This window comes from Faecalicatena orotica, from assembly GCF_905197545.1.
In the GTDB taxonomy this organism is placed as follows: domain Bacteria; phylum Bacillota; class Clostridia; order Lachnospirales; family Lachnospiraceae; genus Faecalicatena_A; species Faecalicatena_A orotica.
Window position 1 is genome coordinate 303,840 of sequence record NZ_CAJJZH010000003.1, and the last position, 21,972, is coordinate 325,811.

The 21,972-nt window shown below is 45.6% G+C and carries 15 protein-coding genes and 2 riboswitches; of the genes, 13 read left to right on the forward strand and 2 right to left on the reverse strand.

The window, feature by feature from the left end:
• The first annotated feature begins 1 nt into the window (after position 1).
• The 7 genes from ABIN22_RS08185 (at position 2) to ABIN22_RS08215 (ending at position 12,218) form a co-directional block, all read left to right on the forward strand.
• The gene (locus ABIN22_RS08185) at positions 2-676 is read left to right on the forward strand and encodes a hypothetical protein (protein ID WP_346907861.1); all 675 of its coding nucleotides are present in this window, start codon (positions 2-4) and stop codon (positions 674-676) included.
• 200 nt (positions 677-876) lie between these two features.
• A complete protein-coding gene (locus tag ABIN22_RS08190; protein WP_346907863.1) occupies positions 877-2,595 on the forward strand; it encodes a two-component system response regulator in 1,719 nt (572 codons plus the stop codon).
• A 27-nt stretch (positions 2,596-2,622) separates the two neighbouring features.
• Positions 2,623-6,207 carry a PAS domain-containing hybrid sensor histidine kinase/response regulator gene (locus ABIN22_RS08195; RefSeq protein ID WP_346907865.1) on the forward strand — a complete coding sequence of 1,195 codons (3,585 nt, stop codon included), beginning with the start codon at positions 2,623-2,625 and terminating at the stop codon, positions 6,205-6,207.
• Positions 6,208-6,210: 3 nt separating this feature from the next.
• Entirely contained in the window at positions 6,211-6,576 is a 366-nt protein-coding gene (locus ABIN22_RS08200; RefSeq protein WP_118620794.1) for an Hpt domain-containing protein, read from the forward strand.
• Positions 6,577-6,578: 2 nt separating this feature from the next.
• Entirely contained in the window at positions 6,579-10,466 is a 3,888-nt protein-coding gene (locus ABIN22_RS08205; RefSeq protein WP_346907867.1) for a PAS domain-containing hybrid sensor histidine kinase/response regulator, read from the forward strand.
• A 59-nt stretch (positions 10,467-10,525) separates the two neighbouring features.
• Positions 10,526-11,641: a glycosyl hydrolase family 18 protein gene (locus ABIN22_RS08210; RefSeq protein WP_346908170.1), complete on the forward strand. Its 1,116-nt coding sequence runs from the start codon at positions 10,526-10,528 to the stop codon at positions 11,639-11,641.
• A gap of 88 nt (positions 11,642-11,729) precedes the next feature.
• Positions 11,730-12,218 (forward strand): superoxide dismutase family protein, encoded by a 489-nt coding sequence (locus ABIN22_RS08215; protein WP_109732140.1) that lies wholly within the window; start codon positions 11,730-11,732, stop codon positions 12,216-12,218.
• Between the two features lie 26 nt (positions 12,219-12,244).
• Here ABIN22_RS08215 and ABIN22_RS08220 read toward each other — a convergent pair whose 3' ends face one another.
• A complete protein-coding gene (locus ABIN22_RS08220; RefSeq protein WP_207666096.1) occupies positions 12,245-13,369 on the reverse strand; it encodes a diguanylate cyclase in 1,125 nt (374 codons plus the stop codon).
• Between the two features lie 150 nt (positions 13,370-13,519).
• Between ABIN22_RS08220 and ABIN22_RS08225 the strand changes: the two genes are divergently transcribed.
• Positions 13,520-14,668, forward strand: a complete 1,149-nt coding sequence (locus ABIN22_RS08225; protein ID WP_346907870.1) for a cobalt-precorrin 5A hydrolase — start codon at positions 13,520-13,522, stop codon at positions 14,666-14,668.
• 27 nt (positions 14,669-14,695) lie between these two features.
• Positions 14,696-15,523: a precorrin-6A reductase gene (gene cobK / locus ABIN22_RS08230; RefSeq protein WP_346907872.1), complete on the forward strand. Its 828-nt coding sequence runs from the start codon at positions 14,696-14,698 to the stop codon at positions 15,521-15,523.
• A 28-nt stretch (positions 15,524-15,551) separates the two neighbouring features.
• Here the strand turns inward: cobK and ABIN22_RS08235 are convergent, their stop codons facing one another.
• Complete coding sequence (locus tag ABIN22_RS08235) at positions 15,552-16,802, reverse strand: PocR ligand-binding domain-containing protein (RefSeq protein WP_243099319.1); 1,251 nt, start codon at positions 16,800-16,802, stop codon at positions 15,552-15,554.
• 208 nt (positions 16,803-17,010) lie between these two features.
• Here ABIN22_RS08235 and ABIN22_RS08240 point away from each other — a divergent pair, with 208 nt between their 5' ends.
• The 4 genes from ABIN22_RS08240 to ABIN22_RS08255 all read left to right on the forward strand — a co-directional run bounded on the left by ABIN22_RS08240 (position 17,011) and on the right by ABIN22_RS08255 (position 21,951).
• Positions 17,011-17,652: a cobalamin B12-binding domain-containing protein gene (locus ABIN22_RS08240; RefSeq protein WP_109732144.1), complete on the forward strand. Its 642-nt coding sequence runs from the start codon at positions 17,011-17,013 to the stop codon at positions 17,650-17,652.
• Positions 17,646-17,833: riboswitch (cobalamin riboswitch) on the forward strand. Its footprint overlaps the gene before it by 7 nt.
• A 159-nt stretch (positions 17,834-17,992) precedes the next feature.
• On the forward strand, positions 17,993-20,233 hold the full coding sequence (locus tag ABIN22_RS08245; RefSeq protein ID WP_346907875.1) for an ASKHA domain-containing protein: 2,241 nt from the start codon (positions 17,993-17,995) through the stop codon (positions 20,231-20,233).
• A 363-nt stretch (positions 20,234-20,596) separates the two neighbouring features.
• A riboswitch (cobalamin riboswitch) is annotated at positions 20,597-20,784 on the forward strand.
• Between the two features lie 101 nt (positions 20,785-20,885).
• Positions 20,886-21,635 (forward strand): energy-coupling factor ABC transporter permease, encoded by a 750-nt coding sequence (locus tag ABIN22_RS08250; protein ID WP_118620789.1) that lies wholly within the window; start codon positions 20,886-20,888, stop codon positions 21,633-21,635.
• A 1-nt stretch (position 21,636) separates the two neighbouring features.
• A complete protein-coding gene (locus ABIN22_RS08255) occupies positions 21,637-21,951 on the forward strand; it encodes an energy-coupling factor ABC transporter substrate-binding protein (protein ID WP_118620788.1) in 315 nt (104 codons plus the stop codon).
• Positions 21,952-21,972 lie beyond the last annotated feature (21 nt).

The following is a 21,972-nucleotide window of genomic DNA, read 5'->3' on the forward strand; positions in this document are numbered from 1 at the left end:
TATGAATGATATAAGTACGGCATATGATAATCAGGCTCACAGAATAGGACGGATTTCTCTTGTTATTGCATTCGTCTGTACTCTGTTTTTCCCGACGGCGATTGCAGTTTACTATAAAGTACCGCTTCCGTTTCATGCGATGGGGGCAAGCTTTACGGCAATTATGTTAATGATGATTCCGGCATCTATCGGGGACTTCTTCAGTATCGCGCCGATCGTCAGCCCATCTGGTATGTACATGATGGCGCTTACAGGGAACTTTACGAATATGAAGATTCCGGCTACGATAGCAGCACTGGAATCTGCGGGGCTGGATCCGACAGAATATACGGAAGAATCCAATGTACTTTCAACTCTGGCTGTCGGCGCATCAACAATTACATGTGAACTGGTAATTTTCGCAGGTGTCCTGCTGCTCACACCGCTGTCGAAACCACTGGGTAATCCTGCCCTGGCACCGGCCTTCAACAATATCGTGCCTGCCTTATTCGGTGCACTCGGGGTTACCCTGATTAAAAAGTCACCGAAGCTGGCAATTGCACCGATTATACTGGGATTCCTTATCATAAAATTCCAGCTGATCCCAAGTTCATTTATACTGCTTGCACTGGTACTCCTTTCAGTTGCAGGGGGACGTATTATCTATAAAATAGATGAAAAGAAAGCTGAAAAATAGAATTACAGAATCAAAACGAACGGCCAGAAGGTGAAGTCTCCTGGCCGTTCATTTTGATTTCCGCCTGCTGATGTGCAGGCAAAACAATTGCCTTTTTAAAAGTACTATGATAAAATCAAATGGTATATATTAGCTTTTTCTAAACTGCACATTTATTCCAAATAATAATACATAAATCTCAAAGACAGAGGGGTGAAATCATGTTTTCACGGAAAAAAATTTTAGTTGTGGAAGACAATCCGCTAAACAGGGGCTTATTATGTGAGATTCTTGCTTCTGATTACGATGTACTGGAGGCGGAAAACGGGCAGGAGGCCCTGGATGTTTTAAAGCAATATAAAGAGGGCATTTCTCTTATTCTGTTGGATATTGTTATGCCGGTCATGGACGGCTATACCTTTCTATCTATCATGAAAGCAGATCCGGCTTATTCCTCAATACCTGTTATTGTAACAACACAAAATGACGGTGAATCGGATGAAGTTGCGGCATTGTCCCACGGGGCATCTGACTTTGTTGCCAAGCCTTACCGGCCCCAGATAATCCTGCACCGCGTGGCAAGTATCATTAATCTGCGGGAGACTGCGGCTATGGTGAACCTGATACAGTATGACAGACTGACAGGGCTGTACAGTAAGGAGTTTTTCTATCAGCAGATTAAGGACATACTGCTTCGGAATCCGGAGAAGCAGTATGATATTATCTGTTCAGATATTGAAAATTTTAAACTTATTAATGACGTTTTCGGAGTGCCGACAGGGGACCGGCTGCTGTGCGGCATCGCAGATATGTATAAGAGGCGCGTGGGCAGCAGGGGAATCTGCGGACGGATGAATTCAGATCAGTTTGCATGCCTTCTGGAGCGGCGGGACGGGTTCACGGAGGAACTCTTCAGGACGGCGACGGAAGAAGTCAATGCATTTATGGATGTCAGGAACATCGTGATGAAATGGGGAATCTATTATATCGAAGACAGGACAATCTCTGTAGAGCAGATGTGCGACAGGGCGCTTCTTGCTGCCCGCAGTATCAAGGGACAGTATGGCAAATACATCGCGGCTTATGATGATACGCTCCGCAACAGTATGCTCAAGGAACAGATGATTACAGACAGCATGGAATCGGCACTGGCACAGAACCAGTTCCAGATATATCTTCAGCCCAAGTACAGGATAGAGGATCAAAAGCTGGTTGGCGCAGAAGCGCTGGTCAGATGGATTCATCCGGAGTGGGGATTCCAGTCTCCGGCTGAGTTTATCCCCTTATTTGAGAAGAATGGATTTATTACAAAGATGGACCAGTATGTATGGGACAAGACCTGTGCTATCATAAAGGAATGGGAGGTGGAAGGGCTTCCCCCGATATCGGTATCTGTGAATGTATCCAGAGCGGATATCTACAATGCAGATCTGGCAGAAATTTTAATGAGGACGGTTAAGAAGTATAACCTGTCCCCATCACATCTGCATTTGGAAATTACAGAGAGTGCGTATACGGAAAATCCGACACAGATTATTGACACGGTCAGACAGCTGCGTGAACTTGGGTTTATTATAGAAATGGATGATTTCGGAAGCGGTTACTCTTCACTAAATATGCTGAATGAGATGCCTATTGATATCCTGAAGCTGGACATGAAATTCATCCAAAGCGAGACTGCCAAGCCGAACAGCCAGGGAATCCTGCAGTTTATTATTGCACTTGCGCGCTGGATGCATCTGAGTGTAGTGGCAGAAGGGGTGGAAACAAAAGAGCAGTTTAACCGTCTCAAGGAGATTGGCTGTGATTATGTTCAGGGTTACTATTTCGCAAAACCAATGCCATGTGCGGAGTTTAAAGAACTTCTCGGGAAGCAGGAGCATTCAGACACAGAGGAGTTTCCGGCAGAGATGAAATATAAAGGACAGGCGAGTGAATAGATACAGTCCGCAGAAAGAGGATTCAGAATGATAAAACAAAGTGATGCACAGCAGACGATATACGCATTCTGCGAAGCATGGTTTCAGGAGAGGAGTCTGGAAAAAACAGTTTCTTTTCTGGCAGAAAATATGAAATTTACTGGTACTGGTTTTCACGAGTCCGCAGATGGGATCGGGGAGATGCAGGAATATCTGAAACGAGATATCTGTGAAATCCCGGAGCCATTCCAGATGGAACTGAATGTTCTGTATGAACAGCCCCTGACCGAGGAGATACACACTCTTGCAGCAGAGTTAGTGTTAAAAAATTCATTATACAAATGGCATCTTCGGCCTTTCTTTATCTTAAAGAAGTGTGGACAAAAGTGGTTTATACTTAACATGCAGATAGCGGAACCGAGCAGCAGTCAGAGAGGAGATGAACATTATCCGCAGACACTGGTCATGGAAAATGTTATGAAACAGCGTCAGGAGCTGCTTGATGCTTCTTTGGCAGGCGGTATGATGGGCGGATATATAGAACCAGAATTTCCTTTTTATTTTATTAACCGGCGTATGCTGGACTATCTGGGGTATGAGAACGAGGAAGAATTTGTCACGGACATAGATGGTATGATCAGTAACTGCATGCACCCGGAGGACAGAAACAGGGTGGATGAAGAAGTCGGGGACCAGATCAGACTAAAAGGTGAATACAGCGTAGAATACCGGATGAAACGAAAAGACGGTACTTATATCTGGGTACATGATAACGGACTTCGCACAGCAGATGAGAATGGCAGACAGGCAATTACGTCTGTGTGTATAGATATTACTGCACAAAAGAGAGCACAGAATGAAGTACTGCACATTTATAATAACATACCGGGAGCGGTCTTCAGGTGCCGTTTTGATGAAGATTTTTCTGTAATTGATGCAAATGACGGATTGTTTGATTTTCTGGGCTATACAAGAGAAGAGTTTGCGGCTATGGGAAACAGGATGTCCGCTGTTATATATCCGGATGATCTGGAGATCATGGCGGATAAGCTCAGGTCCCAGCTTGAACATGGAAACACAATCCAGAATGAGAACAGGCTGGTCTGTAAAGACGGCTCTGTAAGGTGGATATCAATCAAGGCACAGCTTCTGGATGAAGAGGACGGGGATGAATATTTTTACTGTGTTTTTGTTGATGTGACGGACACAAAGCAGCTTCAGGACCGGATTAGGGAAGTGTATGAAAAGGAACTTCATTATTTTGCGGCATTATCCTCGGCAGGTGACAGTATCCAGGGGCGCATCAATGTGACAAAAGACCGGGTGGAAAGTTATCTCAGTAACTCTGATTCGGCAGTTACAACTGTAGGTGCAACCTATCGGGAAACGTTTGACCGCTTTGCGGCATCAGCCGTGGAAGAAACTGCAGCGTATACAATTCTGACCGAGATGGACAGGGATAAAGTGATATCAGACTATGCCGAGGGGAAAGTAGACTATCATTTCGAGTTTTTAAGAAAACGGAATGACGGAAGTGTGTTCTCGAGCAGTACGAATATGCGTTCATACCAGAATCCTGAGACAGGTGACCTTATTATTTTCTTCTATACATTTGATATTACCGAACAGAAACTGCAGGAACAGCTGTTGAATAAAATTACAAAACTGGATTATGACATTATCGCAGAAGTTGATATATTCCACGGTACACACAGGCTGATTTCTTTTGATGAAAAGGAGAATACAATTCCCCTCACGGGGAATTTCCAGGATGAAATTAGAAAAATTGCTGATGCTTATATGCCTGAGAGTGCGAAAGACGAAGCTCTTAAGAAACTCTCTTTTGAGTATATGAGGGAACAGCTTGCAGAGAAGGAATGCTACTCTTTTATAAGCGAGGTAAAAGACAGGCACGGCCGACTCCGCGTAAAACGTTTTCAGATATTTTATATTGACAGGGAGCTTGGAAAGGTCTGCCTTGCCCAGACGGATGTCACGGATGTTGTACATAAAGAGCAGAAACAGAAAGATGAACTTGCGGCTGCGCTGGTTGCAGCAGAACAGGCCAATGCAGCTAAATCCGATTTCCTTTCCAGAATGAGCCATGAGATCAGGACGCCTATGAATGCGATTATCGGTATGAGTACAATTGCGGTCCAGTCTCTCGGGGATGATGAACAGGTGGCTGACTGTATTTCCAAGATCGGGATATCTTCCCGTTTCCTGCTGTCACTGATCAATGATATTCTGGATATGAGCAGGATTGAAAGCGGAAAGATGCTGTTAAAGAATGAAAAGATACCGACAGAGGATTTTTTAAACGGAATTAATTCAATCTGTTATGCACAGGCCTCCAGCAAAGGCGTAGAATACGAATGTATTGTCGATCCGGTGCTGGATGATTATTATATCGGGGATGCCATGAAGCTCCAGCAGGTGCTGATTAATATTCTGAGCAACGCGATCAAATTCACTGATGAAGGTGGAAAAGTTACCTTTTCAGCAGCTCAGCGGAGAAGGGCAAAGAATGATGCTGTACTCAGGTTTATTGTAAATGACACAGGCGTCGGCATGAGTGAAGATTTTCTGCCGCATATTTTTGAGCCGTTTTCACAGGAATCGACGGGGACGACAGCTTTGTATGGCGGCACAGGGCTAGGGCTGGCAATTTCAAAGAACATCGTTGATATGATGGACGGAAGGATTACGGTCAGATCCATCAAAGGAATTGGAACAGAATTCACTGTAGATGTAAAGCTCGGGATTACTGAGGAAGAAAAACAGAGGCATAACCAGAAGAAACCACAGTTTAATTTTTCACATTTAAAGACACTGGTCGTGGATGATGATGTAGCAGTCTGCGAAAGCGCTGTTGTAACACTGGAAGAGATGGGGATCAAAGCCGAGTGGGTGGACAGCGGACGTAAGGCAATAGAAAGAGTGCTCATGCTTCATAAAGAAGACCGGTATTTTGATATGATACTGATCGACTGGAAGATGCCGGAAATGGATGGTATTGAGACGGCAAGGCGGATTCGGGGTATCGTGGGACCGGACGTGACGATCATTATCATGACGGCCTATGACTGGATATCAATTGAGCATGAGGCAAAGATGGCGGGCGTGAATCTGCTTATGAGCAAGCCGATGTTTAAATCCTCGCTCGTATCTGCGTTTACAAGGGCGCTTGGGAAGAAAGAAGAACTCAAACGGCAGGCAGTAGAGGTTGATTATGATTTTACAGGCAGACGTGTCCTGCTTGTGGAAGACAACATGATCAATACAGAGGTGGCAGTTATGCTGCTGGAAGGAAAAAATTTCAAGGTAGAAACTGCGGAAAACGGTCTGCGGGCGATGGAATTATTCAGTAAATCAGAAGAAGGCTACTACGACGTTATTCTGATGGACATCCGGATGCCTATTATGGACGGACTGACGGCTGCGGCGAATATCAGGCATCTGAGTAACCGGGATGCGGAAACGATACCGATCATAGCCATGACGGCCAATGCATTTGATGATGATATTGAGAAGAGTAAGGCAGCTGGTATGAACGCCCATCTTGCCAAACCGATTGAGCCAAACCGGCTTTACCAGATTTTATATGATTTTATATGCGGAAAGGAGGTCTGAGAAATGTCAGGATTTCGGGAAATATTTGAGGAATACGGCGGAGATTACCAGACAACTATGGCCAGATTTATGTTTAAAGAAGATATGTATCTCCGGTTTTTAGACATGCTTTTCCAAGACGAGAATTTGCAGAAGCTGGGAGAGGCACTCGAGGCAGAAGACTTGCAGGCTGCTTTTGAGGCCGCGCACACCATGAAGGGTGTTGTAGGCAACATGGGGCTGGAACCGCTGTTCTTAGCTGTATGCAGGATCGTGGAGCCGCTGCGTTTGAAAGAGGCGCGGATGGACTACAAGGAGATGTATCAGGAGATTCAGAAGGAGTTTGTAAGGGTGGATGGTTTGAAGGAGAGACTGAAAAAGGGGGAATAGGTGTGATACAGAGAGAATCTCTCTTTCCGGGAGAGATGGAAGATATCATCAACGCAATCCCCGGTGGTGTTGCCATCTATAAAGTTTCAGATATTTTTGAAACCGTGTATTTCTCAGACGGAGTGCCGGAACTGAGCGGATATACGGTCGCGGAATATCATGAACTGGTCAAGGGTGATGCCGCGGATATGACCTATTGGGAAGATACGGATATGGTAGTATCGAAGGCGAGGGAAGTTATAAGAACACATGCCGTTGCTGAATTTGAATTTCGTAAGCAGCACAGGGACGGCCATATTGTCTGGGTGCGTGTTCAGGTGAAGTGGATCGGGGAGGAAGATGGCTGCCCGCTTCTTCATTGTGTATTTCATAATATCTCGGATTTCAAAGAAGCGCAGCTGGAGATGGAACACCTGATCAATTCCATTCCCGGTGGAATCGCCAGCTACAAGGTGGAAAATGAGCGGTTCATTCCTGTCTTTTTTTCAGATGGGGTGATGGCACTTTCCGGCCATACGAGAGAAGAGTATAATGAAATGACCAGGGATGATGCCCTTGACATCATTTATGAGCCGGACAGAGAACGTGTTTTTAATGCTGCAAAAGCAGCACTTGTAAGTGGTGAGGTACTGGATGTTTCCTACCGCATGTTCCACAGAAATGGGAGCCTGGTCTGGATACATCTAAATGGACGCCGGATGGGGCCGCTGTCTGAATCCAGCAGATTCTATGCGGTGTTTACAGGAATGTCATCTGAAACCCGCCTTTTTCAGAGTATCGTAAATGATACATCAGACAGTATTTATATTATTGGCAAGAAAAATTATGACCTTCTTTATGTCAATATACGCGAAGAAGGTCCGGGTAAGGGACAGAATTATATAGGCCAGAAGTGTTACAAGGCCCTGTATGGAAAAGACAGCCCGTGTGAATTCTGTACTCTTAAGACACATGGGGCGGATGGTAAGGAACATGAAATGAAAGTGACAGGAACAGAACGTTCTTACAGTACCCGCTTCCGTGAGACGGACTGGAATGGAATCCCGGCTTATCTGAAGTATGTTAAAGATATTACAGAAGAAGTGAAAAATAGAAAAGAGAGAGAACGTCTCGAACAATATTTCCAGACAGTTGTAAAGAACCTCCCTGGAGGTATATCTGTTATGCGCTGCAAAAAGGATGGCGGTCTGGTTACGGAGTTTTTGTCAGACGGCTTTATCGATATGACAGAAATGAGTTCAGAAGAAGCATGGGAATTGTACAAGTATGATGCCCTTGCGGGGGTTCATCCGGATGATTTGGAGATGCTGGAAAGGACAATTGATGGTTATATAACCGGCGGGGACGGAAAATGTGAAGCGGTTTACCGTTTGAGAAAAGGAAGTTCAGATTATGTCTGGGTAAAAAGTACGTTTTCCCTGATTCGGAATGAGGGCGGTGAAAGCAGATTTTATGCAGTTTACCATGATATGACAAAGGAGCTCATAGAACAGGAGAAAATCCGTGCCCAATACAGGGAACAGATCCTGCAGCATTACCGCACCCCGGACCCGGATGCGCTTGTCATCGGCCACTGTAATATCACTCAGAATCTCATACTGGAGATTATTGACAGTACAGATTCCGATCTGCTTAAGAACTTTGGTGTTAACAGAACGTCGTTTTTCACAGGGGTTTCAACCCTTGTTGTTGATGAGCGGGAGAGGCAGCAGTTTTTAGACATGTATTTAAATGAACCGGCTCTTGAGGCATATGGGAAAGGTGATACAGAATTGATCCTTAAGTGTTTTATCCGGCTGCCTAAAGAAGAGACAGGCCGCTATGCCCAGTTCAAGGTTAACCTTCTGGAGACACCTGATACCGGAGATATAACAGGAATTCTGACAGTTACGGATATTACGGAGCAGACAATATCTGACAGGATTCTTCACAAGCTTTCAGTAACGAGCTATGATTTTGTGATAGACCTGAACTTAATTACGGATACATATACGGTGCTGGCCCGCAACGAGAATGTGGATTGTATGCCGGAACATCTTGGAAGCCACAGGAAACGGCTTGAGTATATGTATCGAGAGGTAGTAGTGCCGAAGAACAGGGAAGTATATAAAAAGGGACTGGAACCAGAGGAGATGTGCCGCCGTCTGGAAAAAGAAGGCTCTTATACGTTTGTATTTTCCGTAATAAATGAGTCCGGTGATATCCGGACAAAGAATATCACGGTATCCGCAGTAGACCTGCGGATCGGCAGAATCTGTCTGGTTCGTACGGATGTGACGGATTCCGTGCGTGAGCAGCAGGGGATGCTGAATATGCTGGCTTATACATTTGAACTGGCGGGATTTATTGATGTCATCAGCAAATGTCTGACGCTATATACCAGGCAGACTGTCCTCGAGAACCTGCCCCCATACGTGATAGAGCATTATGATGACGCTATTGCTGATTTTGCTGCCAACTACGGAACAGAAGAGAATCAGAAAGAGGCACAGGAAGAATTCAGGCTGAGTTCCATGATTGAGGGATTAGAAGAGAAACCTTCAGGATATGATTTTGTGTTTCCTTATCAGTCAGAAGGGGAACTCAGGTATAAGCAGATCAATGTCCTGTGGGGAGATGAAAACCACAGCACAGTATGTGTGGTTCGGGCCGATGTGACTGACATGCTGACATCGGAACGAGAATCTAAAGAGGCGCTTAAGAAAGCACTTGCCCTTGCAGAAGAGGCGAATCACGCAAAGAGCGAATTCTTATCGGCCATGAGCCATGATATACGAACACCGATGAATGCAATTATGGGAATGACGGCGCTTGCAACTGCACATATAGATGACAGCAGCCGGGTGGCGGACTGCCTGAAGAAGATATCAACTTCATCCAAGCACCTGCTGAGTCTGATCAATGATGTTCTGGATATGAGCAAGATCGAACGCTCGCAGATTACGTTGGGGAGAATGCGCATTACCATGCAGGAAATGCTGGGGCAGCTTACAGCCATCATTGCGCCTCAGGCAAAGGCATCGGGTATCCGTTTTCTGGTCAGCAGTGATCATATCGTGCATGAGCAGTTTTATGGAGATCCTCTGCGTATGAACCAGATACTTCTGAATATTTTGAGTAACGCGGTTAAGTTTACCCCGGAAGGTGGGAAGGTAGAGTTTCTGACGGAGGAGATTCCGTCGGATGCTGAAGATGAGAAGGTTCGTTTCCGGTTTACAGTCAGTGATTCTGGTATAGGTATGTCGGAAGAATTCATGAAACACCTTTTTGAACCATTCACCCGCAGCAGTAATGCCGCACAGGTCGAAGGAACCGGTCTGGGCTTAAGTATAACAAAAGGGCTTATTGACCTGATGGGCGGCAGCATTTCTGTAGAAAGTCATATTCATAAAGGAACTATATTCAAAATAGAATTAGAATGCGAATGTCTGGATGAGACTGTGGAGTCAAAGGAAAAATGTGATGCATGTATGACAGACGAGGAGATTGAAAGTCTGTTTGCAGGACGGCGTTTCCTGATTGCAGAGGACAATGCAATTAACGCAGAAATTTTGGTTGAACTGCTTGCGATGCATGGGGCGAAATCGGTAGTGGCAACAAACGGGGCACAGGCAGTCGGGCTTTTCAAGGCAGGGAAACCGGGTACATACGATGCAGTCCTGATGGACATACAGATGCCTGAGATGAATGGATATGAGGCCACGAGGTCGATTCGTGAGATGAAGAGAGAAGATGCTCTGAATATCCCGATCATTGCAATGACTGCGAATGCATTTGCAGAAGATATTCAGGCATCTGTAGATGCAGGAATGGATGCACATGTTGCAAAACCGATTGATATAGAGGTGCTCAGGGCTACACTGACCAGAGTGCTTGGGGATGCGTCATGAAAATCTAATATCATAAAGCAGGAATCACCCTCATATATTACTATATGGGGGTGATTTATATTATATATGTAGTGAAAAGCGGAGATACTTTATATTCTGTTTCTGAGGAGACAGGGGTGCCTATGTGGAAAATCGCCTTTGACAATCAACTGGTGAACCAGGAACAACTGGTTGTGGGGCAGGCGCTTCTGATTTTGCAGCCGGAAGAGTCGGGGAGTATGAGGGGGGATATGTATGTCACGGGATATGCATATCCTTTTGTTGAGCCATATATACTGGAGCAGGCATTTCCTGCTTTAAATGAACTGTTGATCTTTTCTTATGGTTTTACATTTGAGGGGGAACTTGTACCGCCTATGCAGGATGAACTCTGGATGATCGAGGCCGCCTGGGAGGAAGGAATTGAACCCCTGCTTGTGCTGACCCCGTTTTCAAACGGGGCCTTTAATAACCAGCTTGTAAAGGTTCTTGTTGAAAATTTAGAGATCCAGCAGCGGGTCATCGATAACCTGCTTCGTACTGTTGAGGAGCGCGGTTACTCCGGAGTAGATATTGATTTTGAATATGTCCTTCCGGAAAACAGGATAGATTATGCGGAATTCGTCGGCAGGGTCCGGGAAGTTATGAATGCAAATGGATATACAGTATCTGTGGCACTGGCTCCGAAGACATCTGCGGACCAGCCGGGGCTTTTGTATGAGGGGATGGACTACGCGCTGCTGGGGGCAAATGCAGATCATGTATTTTTGATGACTTATGAATGGGGCTACACATACGGGCCGCCCATGGCAGTCGCTCCGCTGAATAAGGTGCGTGAAGTCGTGGAATATGCGTTGACGGAGATTCCCAGAGAAAAGATTCTAATGGGAATCCCCAATTATGCCTATGACTGGACACTTCCATATGAAAGGGGAATCACCAAAGCACGGCTGATCGGAAATGTGGAGGCCGTCAGGATTGCGGCGGAGAACGGGGCATCCATACAATTCTCGGATATCGCACAGAGTCCGTATTTTACCTATATGCGGGACGGCTTTTCCCACGAGGTCTGGTTTGAGGACGTCCGGAGTATTCAGGCGAAGTTAAACCTTGCAAGGGAATATGAATTACTGGGGGTTGGGTACTGGAATCTGATGCGGCCGTTTCGGGCGAACTGGCTTCTATTGGAAAAATAAGCAGAGTAACTATCCATACATAATCTTTCTAAAAAGAGACACATCCCCCACCCCTTCTACATATACTATGCAGAAGGAGGGTAATGTTATGGTCGAAAAATTAAACGGAATGCCGGAGGCATATGCAGAAGTAAAAGGTTCAGATCAGTATCCGGAAATACATGGCATGGTATACTTTTTTGATGTATACGGCGGGACAATCGTGATGGCAGAGATATACGGGCTGCCAGATGAAGAGAGCCAGGAGACAGGGGAGTTTTTCGCATTCCATATTCACGAGGGGAAGGACTGCCGGGGAGATGGCAAAGAAGCGTTCCCGGATGCAGGAAAACATTATAATCCAGAACATAAAGAACATCCGGAGCATGCAGGAGACCTCCCGCCGCTTTTATCCACCTACGGTGCGGCGTGGAATGCTGTCTACACGGGGAGGTTCCATCCGGATGATGTGACCGGGAGGACTGTGATTATACACAAAGACCCGGATGACTTCCATACCCAGCCATCAGGAAACAGCGGTGAGATGATTGCATGTGGTGAGATCAGGGAATGGGCGCTGCAGGAGATGGAAAAGTAATAACAAATAAAAAACCCGGAAAGCCATCACAGGATTTCCGGGTTTTTTATTTGTTCTGTTTTAGAATATGTCCGTAATACATAGCGGTTCTTTCCGGAAGCCTTTGCATCATAGAGAGCCTGGTCAGTAAGTTTAAAAAGTGTATCAAAATTTGTAACCTGCTTCTTAAGGCAGACAGCACCGATACTGCAGGAGGTTTTTACCAGAGGATTTCCTGACAGGCTCTTGACCAGATCGGTCTGAAAGGTAGTGAATGTTTTTTTCAAAGTATCTTCAGAATCATAAAAGTCTTTAATCAGTACCATAAATTCATCGCCTCCGACCCGCCCAATGATGTCGGTCGGACGAAACGATGACAAGAGCAGCCTTCCAGTCTCTGCCAGAAGTTTGTCGCCACAGGAATGTCCGGCAAGGTCATTCACTTCTTTGAAATTATCCAGATCCATGAAAAGCAGGACACATGTACGGGGGATTCCGACATCCAGATAACTCCGTATTGCATCTTCACAGGTTTTTTTATTGAGGATGCCTGTCAAAGAATCCAGCATACTGAGCCGCTTATACCGGGAACGGATATCATGGTCCTCGGAGCGCAGTTTCAGGATGACCTGGGCGACAGCCAGCGCGAACAGAAAACCAACGATGGAATTGAAAATGTCATTTTCAGCCATTGACTGTATCTTGACTGCCTTAACGGAAACAATAAAAACGATCTCGGCCCACAGCATAAGAAAAAAGATATGGCTGAACGGCAGGATAAAAAGTGCAGGCAGTGCAACATATATTACCGGCATAAAAGTAGCCGGTGCGCTGGGATAAGGGAAAACATCAATCAGGATAACAAAAACAAAAACTACGACGACATACAGCTGGCATAATCCGGTAATAGTACGGCTGCTTTTTAAATACGACTTCATAAGCAGGCTGGATAAAATAAAAAACAACAGGGCAGCCGGGAGAAATAATAAATGCTGCAGTGTAATTGTCCAGCCCTTTACGATAAAAGGCGTGAGTATATAAAAGAACAGCAGCAGAACAACATTGATCATACTTGATATTCTCAGCAGTCCAAGGTTCTTTTCTGCGATTTCTAATTCTGCATCTTTGAAATATTCTTTTTCCAATCTGAGCATATTCTTTACATTAGTCATAAAACGCTGCCACACTTAAATATTCCCCCTCGTGGATTTGTGATTTGTCATACAAAAATAAATATAAAATTATTATACCGTTTTTTTCCTGTTAGTACAACTGTTACCGTATTACTGTTTACAGGCTGCCTGTGAACAGCAGCATTTTCGGTGATTTTGAAAATTTCCATCGGTACATCAGTCAGGTATCTTGACTTTCACCGCGTGATTACTTACAATACAGCCATGAAGAAAATAGAGATGATGATCATTAGTTTTACAAAGTCAGGCAGTATATTGAATGCAGAATTAAAGCGAAAATTCACAGAAAACGGAATGGAATGCACAGGCTTCAGTGTCAGAAGGTTTGCCGGGGGAGAGGACGGCATACAGGCGCTGCCGGAGGATGTGAATGCCTGGATAGGGGCAAAGTGGGGAAAAGCAGCGTTTCTTTTTATTGGAGCCTCTGGGATTGCAGTCCGTTATATCGCTCCCTGGGTGAAAGACAAGTTTACCGATTCACCGGTTATTGTGATGGATGAGAAGGGCTCGTTCGTAATCCCACTTTTATCTGGACATGTGGGCGGTGCGGTGGAGATTGCGAAAATGGTATCTGTATGGACAGGTGCCGTGCCTGTTATCACAACGGCAACAGATGTACAGGAAAAGTTCGCCATAGATGTATTTGCCGAAAAAAACGGGATGCAGATTGAAGACAGGAGGCTGGCAAAAGAAATTTCGGCAGAGATTCTGGAGGGCGGGAAAGTTGGCTTTTACAGTGTGCTGCCAGTTTCAGGAAAAGTGCCTGCTGAATTAAGCGTATGTACGTCACCGGGGGAACTGGAAAGGTTTCCTTTCGGTGTGGCTGTGACAGACCGGAATGAAAAGATCCTGCCGCATAGGGGGAATATCCTCACACTGCATACAGGGGCTGGAATGATTGTGGGTCTGGGCTGCCGCAGGGGGACGAAGCGGGAGCAGTTGGAGGCAGGGCTTCAGGCTGTCCTGAAAGAGAACCGCATTCTGCCGGAACAGATAGAAGGTTTTGCAAGTATTGACCTCAAGTGTGATGAAGCCGGGATTCTGGAGCTTGCAGATGCATGGGGAGTCCCTTTCAGGACCTTTTCGGCGGAAGAATTAAAACAGATCGAAACAGTCAGCAGCCATTCTGCATTTGTGGAGCAGACAACCGGCGTGGACAATGTCTGTGAGCGGGCCGCAATTCTGCACTGCGGGGCTGGGGAACTGATACAGCCGAAAATCTGTTCAGAGGGTTCCACATTTGCACTTGTTAGAAAAAAAAGAAACCTTTCTTTTTAAACTGAGAGGCGAAAAGAGGATAAGATCATGGAGGAAACAAAACAGCAATTAGGGATCAGCCCGGAAACTGCAGAAATCAGGATACTTCTGTTTTCCGGGACAACGGAGGGGCGTCAGCTCGCAGAGTCACTGAAGGAACTGCCGGTTTATGTCTATGTCAGTACGGCTACGGAATATGGCCGTGAATGTACCGGCACCGGAGATAATATAGAGACAGCAGCCGGACGGATGGATGAGACGGCCATCCGCTGTTTTCTGGATGTACATAAGATTGATCTGGCGGTGGATGCAACACATCCCTTTGCAAGGGTGGTGACGGAGAATATACAAAACGCCTGTAAAGCAAACCGGACGGAATATATACGGTGTCTAAGGGAGAAACAGGACATAGAGGCATTAGAAACAGACCATGTTATATTCAAAAAATCCGTTTCAGACGCCGTGGAATATTTAAAAGGGAAAGAGGGGAAGGTTCTGATAGCAACAGGGAGCAAGGAACTGAAGCTGTACACTGAAATTGATGATTATCAGGAGCGGTGTATTGCGCGGGTACTGTCGACCAGAGAGGCTGTAGAAGAAAGTACGGCACTTGGTTTCAAAGGCCGCAGTCTGATTGCCATGCAGGGACCGTTCAGCAAGGAACTAAACATAGCGATGCTCCGCTATACGGGGGCCAGATATTTCGTGACAAAAGAATCTGGGAAAGCAGGCGGTTTTCAGGAAAAGGCGGAAGCGGCAAAAGAAACGGGGGCCCGGCTGGTCGTGATTACCCGTCCTGAAGAGTGTGGTACAAGCCCGGCTGAAACATTGCTTTATATCAGGCAGAAAATTAGAAAAAAGGGCACGTCCTGCTGATGCGGGCATGCCCTGTGCGATACGTATATTACCGGAACTGCTTGGGTGTCAGCCCGGTATATTTTTTAAATACCTTTGAAAAGTAACTCTGGTCTTCGAATCCGATCGCAACCGCAATATCAATGATAGAGAAGTCTGTATTGGAAAGCAGCCTTTTGCTCTCTTCGATACGAACCATATTCAGATATTCCTTGAATGAGGAACCGGTTGACTGTTTGAACATGGTCGAGAAGTAGGACGGGTGCAGATGTACATGCATGGCAACATCCTCCAGGGTGAGTGGTTCGTTGAAATGCTTGGATATGTAGATCATGGCTTTCTTGATCAACTCACTGTTCTGGGACGGTATATAATTAAAAAGGCTTTCCGTAAATGATTCTACAATCTCCTGCAGCTTATAGCAGAGTGTTTCCATCGTATCGACAAGCTGTATGTTTTTCAGGAAATGATTATTAAGCTTCAGTATGTTGTCCGTCTGGGCACCACCTTCAATCGCAGCACGGGAAAGCAGGGAGCAGAGTTCGATTGCTCTGGCTTTCACGATTTCCAGGCTGTTTCCTTCGGAGAAAAGTACATATCCCAGCAGTTCATTCAGAATGGCATTGGCCTGCTTGACATCACCCAGCTTTACTTTACTGATTAATTCCTTTTCCTTTTCATAGGGATAGGAATTGGTACTGATATTTTCTTCCTTGTAACGCTGGATGGACTCATTAATCCGGGACTGTTGGAAAAGCTTCTGGTTATTTTGCTTCAGCTCTTCCTTACTGTCGTTGATCAGGTTGGCAAACATGTAGTAGAGAAGCCGGCTGATATGATTCACCTTGGCGGGTGTGGCCAGCGGGATGCTGGCAGTCTCATCGTACAGTTCCAGTGCTTCGGTAGTCGGAATATGATACTTCTTTGCAATATCAGAAATCAATATCGAGTCCGCCGGGTCCATTAAAAAGGGCCCTACGAGAATAGAACCGAGAAACGTTTTCTTGCTGATCAGCGGGAAAACGATATGGTTCAGTTCGGCGTGACAGGCGAATATATAAGGTTCACCAAGTGTTATGGCTTTCTTGCTTGCGGAAATATGCATCTTCTCACAAGAGTCGCCGCTGGGAAGATAATCCTGAAAGCAGCGGCAGAAATTTGCCATCTGTCCGCTCTCGGCAATAAACTCTCCATGCTCGTCAATGACCTGGATCGGCAGCTGCATGCAGGCGTAAAAAGTATCAGTCATGGCCTTCAGGGTTTCCTCCGGAACGATAGAGTACAATAAAGGTTTCAACATTATCCCTCCATTAATCTTTGGTTCTGTAAGTAGTTCCTATTTAGTTTATCACATTATAAACGAAAATGGGATAAAGCCTGCAAAAAATAAAAAGAAAATATTTGTACAAAGATTCTAAAATAATTACCAGAACAATAGTAGGAAAATAGATAGAATGAAATACAGAAACAGCCAGACGGCAAAAAGATAAGTTGGAGGGAATGAAGTTATGTCTATTATTCAGGAAATGTCAGAATTTCTTCAAAAAGGAAGAGCAAAAAATGTAAAAGCATTAGTACAGCAGGCTTTAGATGAAGGTGTTGATCCAAAGGAAATTTTGAACGAAGGTCTGTTATCTGGAATGATGATTATCGGGGCAAAGTTTAAGAACAACGAGGTGTTCGTACCTGAGGTTCTGGTTGCGGCGAGAGCTATGAATGCAGGATTATCTGTTCTTGAGCCAAAGCTTGTTGAAGTTGGGAATGAGCCCGTAGGTAAAGCAGTTATCGGAACAGTTCAGGGAGATTTACATGATATTGGCAAGAACCTCGTAGTGATGATGCTCAAAGGGGCTGGATTTGAAATCTACGATCTTGGAGTTGATGTTGAGACATCCGTATTTATTGATAAAGCAGAAGAAGTCGGAGCAGACGTGATCTGTATGTCAGCGCTTCTTACAACAACTATGCCGAAGATGCAGGACTGTATAGACCAGTTGAATGAAAAAGGACTTCGCAGCAAGTTTATCGTAATGGTCGGCGGAGCTCCGGTAAACGACAGTTTTGCACAGCAGATCGGTGCAGATTTCTATACACCGGATGCAGCAACGGCAGCAGAAGTAGCAAAGAAAGCAGTTATGGACAGGAAGTAATTTCGAATCAGAACATAGAAAAACGATTGTAAAAATCAAGGAAACCGGTGTGAATCCGGTGCAGGCTTGCCCCTACTGTAAACGGTGACGAAGAATAACAGCCATTGTCCTTTCAAAGGATGAGAAGGCATTCCAAGGATGAACCGTGAGCCAGGATACTTGTCATTGTCAGCAGCCGATCGTGGGTAGGAGATGGCCGCTGGTTATAATTGAATCAGGAAAATCAGCAGAAACTCTTTTATGGGAGTTTTTCTTTATATATAGAAATTGTAGCTGCCCGGAACTATGGACAGTTATCGGAAACTATTATAATTGTGTTAACTATAGAGAGGGCGGCAGGATGATAATTAAAGATTTTGACATCAAGATATGTAAAGAAAGTGTTTTGAATTTAATAGACTGTTATGAGGACAGTGAGATCTATGATGAGGTCCTGGAAGAATATGAGGAAATGCTGCCCGAAGCATATAAAAAAATAGAGCCGGCGGCTCTGCTTGCGTTTGGCAGTGTGGAGGAATTCCATCTGGCGGAGTATGAAGGAGAGAGTCAGGAGGCCTTGTTTAGCATTACATCGGTAGGCAGCGAAATCAGCCGGTGGGCAACCGAGCTGTTTGCACAAGGCAATTATCTGGGCGGGATGCTGGCCGATGCTATGGCGGACGATTATCTATTCCAGATGGACCACCTGCTTTCAGATACCATTATCAGGCTGTGCAGGGAGAGAAAGCGCGGTGTTATACGGCGGATGGAGGCTCCGCAGGATATCCCTATGGCGGCGCAGAAAAAAGCTCTGGAAGTAACAGACGGGGAAGCACTGGCAGGGATACATATCAAGGAAAGCTTCATGTATGACCCGGTAAAGACGACCTGCCAGATTTACCTTTTGGATGAAAATTCTGACAATTTCAAGATTGAACATGACTGCAGCAAATGTCCGAATTTAACGTGTAAGCTGAGGCATATCCCGGACTTCACGATGAAGGTTTCATCGGCAGGCGGCAGCGGCGGTTCCGAAGAGGTCGTTGTAACAATTACCGGGAAAAAGGACCAGACGCTCATGGAAGTGCTCAAGGAGCATAATATATTCCTGAGTGCTGTATGTGCCGGGCGTGGTACCTGTGGAAAATGCCGGATCAGGGTATTGGAAGGGGAAGTAAAGCCGTCAGCGGAGGACAGCCGGTTTTTCGATGAGGATGAGATCCGGGCGGGGTTCCGTCTTGCCTGCCGTGCCTATGCATCCGGGGACTGTACGATTACACTTGACTGTGGACAGGAGGAAGGATTTGCAGTCCTTACGGATTTCGGAGAAGAGGCAGGGCGCGGGAAAACCTTGCAGGCAGAGGACGGAAACGCTGGAGATTACGAAGGGGGCAGATTCGGGATTGCCACGGATATCGGTACGACAACGATTGCCATGCAGCTGGTCAATCTTACGAGTAAACGCGCAGTGAAGACTTATACGGCCATGAACCGTCAGCGCGCATATGGTGCAGACGTAATCAGCAGGATCGAGGCATCCACGAATGGTAAGGGAAACGAACTGAAGGAAAGCATTCAGGAAGACCTGATGTCCGGAATAAAAGATCTTACAGAAAACGGGAAGATCCTTCCGGAACGAATGGTAATCGGGGCCAATACTACGATGGTCCACCTGCTTATGGGATATCCATGTGAGACGCTCGGTGTCTTTCCCTTTACTCCGGTCAATCTGGAACAAATTACGACGGATGTAAAAGCACTTTGCGGGAAGTCAGCAAATGATTTTGACGGTAGTTTTGAAGTAAACATCTATCCGGGAATTTCAACCTATGTGGGTGGGGATATTACAGCGGGAATGTACGCCCTTAATTTCCAGAACAGGGAAAAAGTGTCCGTGCTGATTGACCTGGGAACGAACGGAGAGATGGCAGTCGGCAATAAAGATAAGATCTATGTGGCATCAACGGCGGCAGGGCCTGCATTCGAGGGCGGTAATATTACATGCGGTACGGGCAGCATCCCCGGTGCTGTCTGTAAAGTTGAAATCCATGACGGGAAGGCCGTTACAGAGACAATACAGGACAAGCCTATATCAGGAATCTGCGGTACGGGGGTTGTGGAGATCACATACGGGCTTTTAAAAGAAGAACTGATCGATGAGACCGGACTTCTGGACGAGGAGTATTTTGAGGACGGGTTCTATCTGGGTGAAGATGCACAGGGGAGAACCATCGGTTTTTACCAGAAAGATGTAAGGGAGATCCAGCTTGCCAAGTCTGCTGTACGGGCGGGGCTGGAGACGTTAATCCTGAGATATGGAATCCCTTATGACGAAATTGAAACTGTCTATATAGCAGGCGGTTTCGGGTATCAGCTGGACATCAAAAAGGCGGTCGGCATCGGACTCCTCCCGAAAGAGTGTGAGGGAAAGATCGAGGCCGTGGGCAACAGCTGCCTGAAGGGGGCGATTGCAAAATTACTGGAACCGGATGCAGATGAAGTGATAGAAAAGATCAGAAGCGTCTCGGAAGAAATCAGATTGTCCAATGATAAGGACTTTAATGAATTTTATATGGATTACATGTTTTTTGAAGAGGACTAACATTCCTTTTAGAACATAAAAAGGATGGCCGGCAGCACGCGGGGCCATCTTTTTTATGGTAATCTTTATTAGTTTATAATCCCTCGGTCGCAGTTGCCCGGATTTCTATAATTCCTACTAAGTATCCTTAAAAAATTACAATACATAGGGGGGACAGCCGTTTACAATAATATATGCGTAGATATTTTTGCAATAGAGGCCGTTTTACGGCCCGGTCACGGATTGCATATTTCCATGAAGTGTGATAAAATTTTTAAGATTGAATCCTGTATGTATAATCAGGCAGGGCTCAATCGGGTTGAACAGCTCTTGTTCAATTTATAAATCTTATTCGGGCCGGAGGCTCAATAAGCATAGTTCAGATCTGGCAGACAGTTTAAAAGTAAGCCGTTTTTTAAAACGGCAGGGGAAGCAGGTTGGAATCCTGCACAATACCCGTTGCTGTATTAGAGGAGCGGTATTCCATAAGGTCACTGTGGGGATTCTCATGGGAAGGCGGAATATCGTGATGATACTTAAGTCAGAACACCCGCTTTTAAAAGGATCTGGATGGTTACGGGGAGATGACCAGTTGTCCTTACGAATCTCTTACGATTTTGTGATGGACCTGGGCTATTTTCAGCAAATTCACAAAAAAAGGAGAGAGGAAGACATGACAAAAAAAGAAAAAATCTTACTCAAAGCATCCATCGCGTTCGCCGTGATGTTTGCAGTCACACCGGCAGTAAATGCAATGCACATTATGGAAGGATACCTTCCTGCAGGATACTGTATTGCATGGGGCGTTATTTGTGTCCCGTTCTTAGCAGCCGGATTTATTTCCCTGAAAAAAAGAATGAAAGAGAACCGCAAATCCATCACACTGATCGCAATGGCAGGGGCGTTTATTTTCGTGATTTCATCCCTGAAGATCCCTTCCGTTACAGGAAGCTGTTCCCATATGACGGGAACCGGACTGGGGGCGATCCTTTTCGGGCCTGCGGCTGTCAGTATACTTGGAATTATCGTACTCTTATTCCAGGCAATCCTGCTGGCACACGGCGGACTGACAACACTGGGAGCCAATACATTCTCAATGGCAATTGCAGGACCCCTTCTGTCATTCGGAATCTATAAACTGTGCATGAAATTTAAAGTAAATAGAAAGGTTACTGTATTTCTGGCTGCGTGCTTAGGTGACCTGTTTACATATTGTGTAACAAGTATCCAGCTTGCTCTCGCTTATCCTTCAGAGTCTGGCGGTGTTGCTGCCTCGGCAGTCAAATTCCTCGGTGTATTTGCACCGACACAGGTTCCGCTGGCAGTCATCGAAGGGATCCTTACCGTTATCATCGTAATGGCGCTTGAGTCCTATGCAAAACCGGAACTAAAGGCAATCGGATTTATGAAGGAGGCGAAATAAGATGAGTAAGAATGCAAAAACAGTTATCATTTTATTAATTATAGCGGCACTGATCGCTTTTGTTCCCCTGTTTGCTTTAAAAGGAGCCGAGTTCGGCGGCTCTGACGATGCGGGAAGCGTTGTAGTGGAAGAACTGCAGGGCGGTGAATATACTCCCTGGTTTACCCCGGTTCTGGAGAAGATTATTGGCGGTGAGATTCCAGGAGAAGTGGAGAGCCTTATCTTCTGCCTCCAGACAGGAATTGGTGTCGGTGTGATCGCATTCATAATGGGGCGCTTTGTCGAGCGCAGGAAATGGCAGAAAAGCGAAGAGTAAAGGAAAATAACGAAACAGCGC

Coding starts and splice junctions, on each gene's coding strand:
- ABIN22_RS08185 (WP_346907861.1), top strand. CDS start 2: ATGAATGATATAAGTACGGCATATGATAATCAGGCTCACAGAATAGGA.
- ABIN22_RS08190 (WP_346907863.1), top strand. CDS start 877: ATGTTTTCACGGAAAAAAATTTTAGTTGTGGAAGACAATCCGCTAAAC.
- ABIN22_RS08195 (WP_346907865.1), top strand. CDS start 2,623: ATGATAAAACAAAGTGATGCACAGCAGACGATATACGCATTCTGCGAA.
- ABIN22_RS08200 (WP_118620794.1), top strand. CDS start 6,211: ATGTCAGGATTTCGGGAAATATTTGAGGAATACGGCGGAGATTACCAG.
- ABIN22_RS08215 (WP_109732140.1), top strand. CDS start 11,730: ATGGTCGAAAAATTAAACGGAATGCCGGAGGCATATGCAGAAGTAAAA.
- ABIN22_RS08220 (WP_207666096.1), bottom strand. CDS start 13,369: ATGACTAATGTAAAGAATATGCTCAGATTGGAAAAAGAATATTTCAAA.
- cobK (WP_346907872.1), top strand. CDS start 14,696: ATGGAGGAAACAAAACAGCAATTAGGGATCAGCCCGGAAACTGCAGAA.
- ABIN22_RS08235 (WP_243099319.1), bottom strand. CDS start 16,802: ATGTTGAAACCTTTATTGTACTCTATCGTTCCGGAGGAAACCCTGAAG.
- ABIN22_RS08240 (WP_109732144.1), top strand. CDS start 17,011: ATGTCTATTATTCAGGAAATGTCAGAATTTCTTCAAAAAGGAAGAGCA.
- ABIN22_RS08245 (WP_346907875.1), top strand. CDS start 17,993: ATGATAATTAAAGATTTTGACATCAAGATATGTAAAGAAAGTGTTTTG.
- ABIN22_RS08250 (WP_118620789.1), top strand. CDS start 20,886: ATGACAAAAAAAGAAAAAATCTTACTCAAAGCATCCATCGCGTTCGCC.
- ABIN22_RS08255 (WP_118620788.1), top strand. CDS start 21,637: ATGAGTAAGAATGCAAAAACAGTTATCATTTTATTAATTATAGCGGCA.